The organism is candidate division KSB1 bacterium, assembly GCA_022562085.1.
Classification (GTDB): Bacteria; Zhuqueibacterota; Zhuqueibacteria; order Oceanimicrobiales; family Oceanimicrobiaceae; genus Oceanimicrobium.
The window spans coordinates 1-4,788 of sequence record JADFPY010000350.1 but is presented as its reverse complement, the minus strand read 5'-3'; the positions used below and the strand labels follow the sequence as shown (position 1 = coordinate 4,788).

General features: G+C 38.4%; 5 protein-coding genes. 3 read left to right on the top strand and 2 right to left on the bottom strand.

Annotated elements, in window-relative coordinates:
* Window positions 1-464 (top strand): hypothetical protein (locus IH879_19930; protein MCH7677198.1); only part of this gene is annotated, 464 nt, incomplete at its 5' end.
* A 79-nt stretch (window positions 465-543) separates the two neighbouring features.
* On the opposite strand, the gene IH879_19925 is transcribed toward IH879_19930, so the two are convergent.
* The gene (locus IH879_19925; protein MCH7677197.1) at window positions 544-1,671 is read right to left on the bottom strand and encodes a hypothetical protein; all 1,128 of its coding nucleotides are present in this window, start codon (window positions 1,669-1,671) and stop codon (window positions 544-546) included.
* Between the two features lie 212 nt (window positions 1,672-1,883).
* On the bottom strand, window positions 1,884-2,738 hold the full coding sequence (locus IH879_19920) for an AraC family transcriptional regulator (GenBank protein ID MCH7677196.1): 855 nt from the start codon (window positions 2,736-2,738) through the stop codon (window positions 1,884-1,886).
* A 304-nt stretch (window positions 2,739-3,042) separates the two neighbouring features.
* On the opposite strand from IH879_19920, the gene IH879_19915 reads away from it, so the two are divergent.
* Together IH879_19915 and IH879_19910 are read left to right on the top strand one after the other, a co-directional pair.
* Window positions 3,043-3,918 carry a helix-turn-helix domain-containing protein gene (locus IH879_19915; protein ID MCH7677195.1) on the top strand — a complete coding sequence of 292 codons (876 nt, stop codon included), beginning with the start codon at window positions 3,043-3,045 and terminating at the stop codon, window positions 3,916-3,918.
* Window positions 3,919-4,124: 206 nt separating this feature from the next.
* The gene (locus IH879_19910; GenBank protein ID MCH7677194.1) at window positions 4,125-4,784 is read left to right on the top strand and encodes a cupin domain-containing protein; all 660 of its coding nucleotides are present in this window, start codon (window positions 4,125-4,127) and stop codon (window positions 4,782-4,784) included.
* Window positions 4,785-4,788: the final 4 nt, after the last annotated feature.

Genomic DNA, 4,788 nt, shown 5'->3' with positions numbered 1-4,788 from the left:
ATAAAGATCGATTACAAGGGGTTAATGAGCAACACTACAGGACGATTGACAGGCATTACAACCAGCGAGTCATCACCAAAAGTTGGTGCCTGACCGTTTGGCTACTCTCAATGATATTTACCGCTTCCAATGAGGCCATTCTGCTAAACTATCAGGGTATCGTCTTAACAATGCTTCCGGTGATTATGTTTTGGATAATCGAAGGCTTGCAGGCAAGCCATATGAAAATAATGGAGCTTCGTGTTGCTGAACTGGAAAAGTTATGGTTATCGGATGAATCGGAGGTCGCAACCTCCGCGGATTTGCTGTTTTATGGCAGCCATCAATATCAATCATCCAAAGTAAAATTCAACTTATTTGTCTATGCCCTCTTCAAAATGGAAACCGTGTTTCCTTTTTATTTGCTTCTCGCGATCTTTAACGCAATAGTTGTTCTGATCTTTATGGTGACATTTCAAATGTAGGATACCATCCTCGATGGATCTCTTGAAGAACCATCAAGATGAACAAGGAAGTCTCTGGCAAGTCGTTTGATATTCCAACTTATTTCGAAGAGTGTTGAATCCCCTCCTGGATTTTGACACCATCAAGGTTTTCTAACTTTGCCAACAAACCCCAGCCGCCAAAATCTTCTGAAACGGCCATCCAAAGCTGATTCTCACCTTTTTTTAAGGGCAGATAAAGTTCGTCAAAGAATCCGATAGTTCCCAGGAAGCGAAAATCCCTTGAGGCGTAATTATTGTTTCCGCTGTAAAGAAGACGGTCGTTGAAGAAAACTCTAATTCGATCACTAAATCCGAACTGGATTTTTTTGATTTGCTCATGCTCTGAGTGGAGTGTCACTTTTGCAAAAACGGTGTTTTTGCCGTCACGAGGGCTTTGCAATCGTGCCAGGTTTGCTACTCCGGTTTCTTCGCAGGCGAATTTTTGCCAGCTTAGGCTTTCTTTGTCCTGCTTGGAAAGTTTGTGTTTCTGGTCGAGAAACTCTTCAGGAAAATTATTCGAGACCTGCCAGGACAGTATTGTGGTCTCAGAGGCTTTCTCAACTTTTGGAGGGACGCCTTTGAGCTCGGGATTATCGATATTCTGGAAACGGAAATTAGAAAAATGCGCCGGCGCAAGATTCCCTGCTTTAAAGCCAATTTTACCGGCTGCAATTTCACGTTTCAGATCATGAGTGACCAGCGCCGGTGATTCCATATCCATAATATAGATTTCCGCCCGCTTTCCGGAGACGACAAGTTTCACCGGCATCCAGTTGTTAAGGTTGTATTTTATGGCAGCTCCATAACCCTCACCGTGATAGAGTTGCCATCCCGAATCACCATTGAAAACCGGGGTGTATTGGTTTGCATCAGGTTTTCCGGATTGATGCGGCCGCATGTAAAAGTCCTCAAAATTTCTGTTGTCCTGAACTCGAAAAATCACTCCCATAAATCCGCGTTCTCCGCTAAAAGCTATGTCGAACTCAATAACTCCGTTTTTAAAATCAGCATCCTTGAACATGGCTTGTCCGCCTTTCAGATAAAGGCTTTCGCGGCCAAAATAATTTTCAACACGGCTTTCTCTGGCGCTAATATCCCATTTGTCAGAGCTAAAAGGAATGGATTGCGCTGAGCTGTCTGTGATGCAGGTAAAAATCAGAATAAATGTAAAAATACAGACCCACATTTTAAACCTCCTTTTCTTCTTCTTTGGGGCTTTCTCATTTTATTTCCCTATAAAGTCATTCCTGCCCCTGCCTTCGCAGGGATGAACTCAGCAGGAATCCAGAAACATAGCAAGTTGTAGATTCCCGCCTACGCGGGAATGACAATAAGAAGAGACTTTTTGGACAGCCCTAATTAAAGATGAATTTATTATAATTAGTAGAACTTAAGGAATTAAAGGTAAATAGTATTGTAAAAATGTGACAAACTCTGAGACGGATTAAAATACTTCATCAATTTGGTTGGGGGCTTTCTGGAAAGTAGTTCCTGAGGTGAGAAGCCGGAAAATGCCTTTATTTCTTTTATAAAATGCGGCTGATCGTAATAGCCACATTCATCGGCGATTCTTGTCCAGCTAAGCCCCATTCGTTGGAAATAAATAGCTTTTTGAAAGCGGACGATATTTGCAAATTTCTTCGGACTGATACCGACAGAATTCTTGAATCGCCTGATGTATTGCCTCCTGCTTAAGCAAAAAATCTTTGATAATTTGTTTATTTCAACATTGCCTTTATCCTGATTGATTTTAAATGTGGATTGCATAACCAAGCTATCATGTACAGGACACTTTAGCAATTGAACTAAGAAATTCTGCAGAATGTTAACACGTTCCGAATTTTTACTCGCTTCTAAAACTTGATTCTCAAGCGAACGAATTGATATTGGATTCATAAAAGAGCTCAATTCAATTGAACCGTCCTTAAATTCATATAGGGGCAGACGAAAGAATGGCGCCGCGCCCCAGGGATAAAAACTGCAGATTATAATTCCGGTTTGACCGGTAGCAGCGACTTCAATTGCTTTGGTTCTTTGACCAATTAAAAAAAACTTTGGCAGAACAGTTGTTTGTCCATTTTCAATTTGAACGAAGGGGTCGCGGTAAAAAAAGAGCAAATCAATTTTTGCAGAAGGCAGAATGATGGTGGGTCTAAAATTCTCAATGGATGCATCTCTAAGGTCTTCCTGAATCCAGATGCTTTCCACAAAAGGCCGTAACTGTTTGAGGGGTTGGATTTTTCGGTAAGGCATGTTTTGTTTTACGCATTTTTAGGACTGAAGTTTTCAATCAGTAAAAACTGACTGTGGCGGTGAGTTTTCCTGTATTCCTTGTAAGCTTTTTTTTATATTGAAAATGGTGAAGTCACACACCTGCCATAGCCAAAATTTGATTTTCACCAGCGGGCCATATTTTTTCTTGACTAACTTGTCATATTTTCTGATCTTCTGACGTAAATCTCCCCAAAAAAGTTAGAGATAATGATGTCTCGTGATGAAATCCATAATGAAAAAAACTTACAGAGATGCTCGTTAGGCACAACTTGAAATAACAACAATGTCAGAACAACAAATCAAAAAATATCACTTTTTAAGAGACGAGCCTAAAAAACGACAGTTTGATATTTATGATTTGGCAGAATATCAAAAAATGTATTTCGAAGATGCATCAAAGCCTCACACCCATAGTTTTTATCAAATTATTTGGTTTAGAAATAACAGTGGCAAACATTTTATTGATTTTGAAAGCTATGATATAAAGGAAAATAGACTATTTTTTGTTGCTAAGAATCAAGTGCATTACTTTGAAAAGCGCTCTGACTATAGAGGTTCCCAAATCCATTTTAACGAGTCATTCATAATAAGCAATGAGACTGACATCAATTTTTTTCTGACCTACAATATTTTCAATAATAGTGAAGAGCCATATTACCAAATCCCGAAAAGACTTGAACATCAAATAGTAAGTTATTTCCACCAAATTGAGAACGAACTGAAGTATACAGGCGAATTTGGCAACAATACTATTCTTTCCAATTTATTAAAGGCTTTACTTTTAGTTATTGAACGAGAAAAAAGAAAAAACATCAAAACCCACAACAATAAATCCAATAAAAATGCTATCTATTTAAAATTTCGAGACCTTTTAGAAAATAATTTCCATAAAAATTGGTCTGTCTCTAATTATGCAGATGAACTTGCCATTTCAACAAAAACGCTTAACACAGTAATCAAAACTGAAATGGGAAAAACAGTGTCCCACGAAATTGCTGATAGAATTATTCTTGAAGCTAAAAGAAAGCTAACACATACAAATGCATACATAAATCAAATTGGCTTCGATTTAGGGTTTCGTGACCCTTATTACTTTATCAAGTATTTCAAAAAACACGTTAAATGTTCTCCCACAGCATTTAGAAAGTCCATCGACTGAAATTTACCAACTTTAGTCGATTTTGTCCATTTCAAATGACCTCATTGCAACTTACCTTTGTCCCATAGGAATTGTCTACATTTGCAGCAATAGACGCCTCCTAAAGTTTAGATAGAGGTTCGATTCCTCTCGGGGCTACTCTAACTTAAACCAGGTGGTAATTAGCGGACCATCATTATAATATTTAAATAAAATCGGAGATTAACATGGAAAACTACAATATGGATTTATCTAAGAAAGTGATGATAAATACGACTAAGGAAATCTTTATAAGTTCTCCTGCAGGTGGAGTAAATAGAATTCCACTTGAAAGAGAAGACGCAGAATCAGGACGAACAACTTCAATTGTTGAATACATTGCTGGTGCAGCTTTCCAGAGTCACTCTCACCCACTTGGTGAAGAAATATTTGTATTAGAGGGGATTTTTTCAGACGAAAATGGAGATTATCCAGCAGGAACATATATTAGAAATCCCCCTGGAACTTCACATGCACCATTTAGCAAAAAGGGGTGCAAGATATTTGTTAAGTTAAATCAAATGGACCTTAAAGATAAAAAGCAAGTAGTAATTGATACCAACAAAACAAGCTGGCATCCGGGTTATGGAGACCTTGAAGTAAAGCCGCTAACAGAAAATGCGGCCCTTGTGAAGTGGCCGAAGGGCGCGAGATTTTTAGACCATAGTCACCATGGTGGAGAAGAAATTTTTGTTTTAAAGGGTGAGTTTATTGATGAACATGGTCGCTATCCAAAAGGAACATGGATTAGAAGCCCTCATTTATCGACACATTTCCCATTCGTTGAAGAAGAAACAATAATATTCGTTAAAACAGGTCACTTGCTTGAACTAGAATCGGTTTCCTAATTTT

Coding starts and splice junctions, on each gene's coding strand:
- IH879_19925 (MCH7677197.1), bottom strand. CDS start 1,671: ATGTGGGTCTGTATTTTTACATTTATTCTGATTTTTACCTGCATCACA.
- IH879_19920 (MCH7677196.1), bottom strand. CDS start 2,738: ATGCCTTACCGAAAAATCCAACCCCTCAAACAGTTACGGCCTTTTGTG.
- IH879_19915 (MCH7677195.1), top strand. CDS start 3,043: ATGTCAGAACAACAAATCAAAAAATATCACTTTTTAAGAGACGAGCCT.
- IH879_19910 (MCH7677194.1), top strand. CDS start 4,125: ATGGAAAACTACAATATGGATTTATCTAAGAAAGTGATGATAAATACG.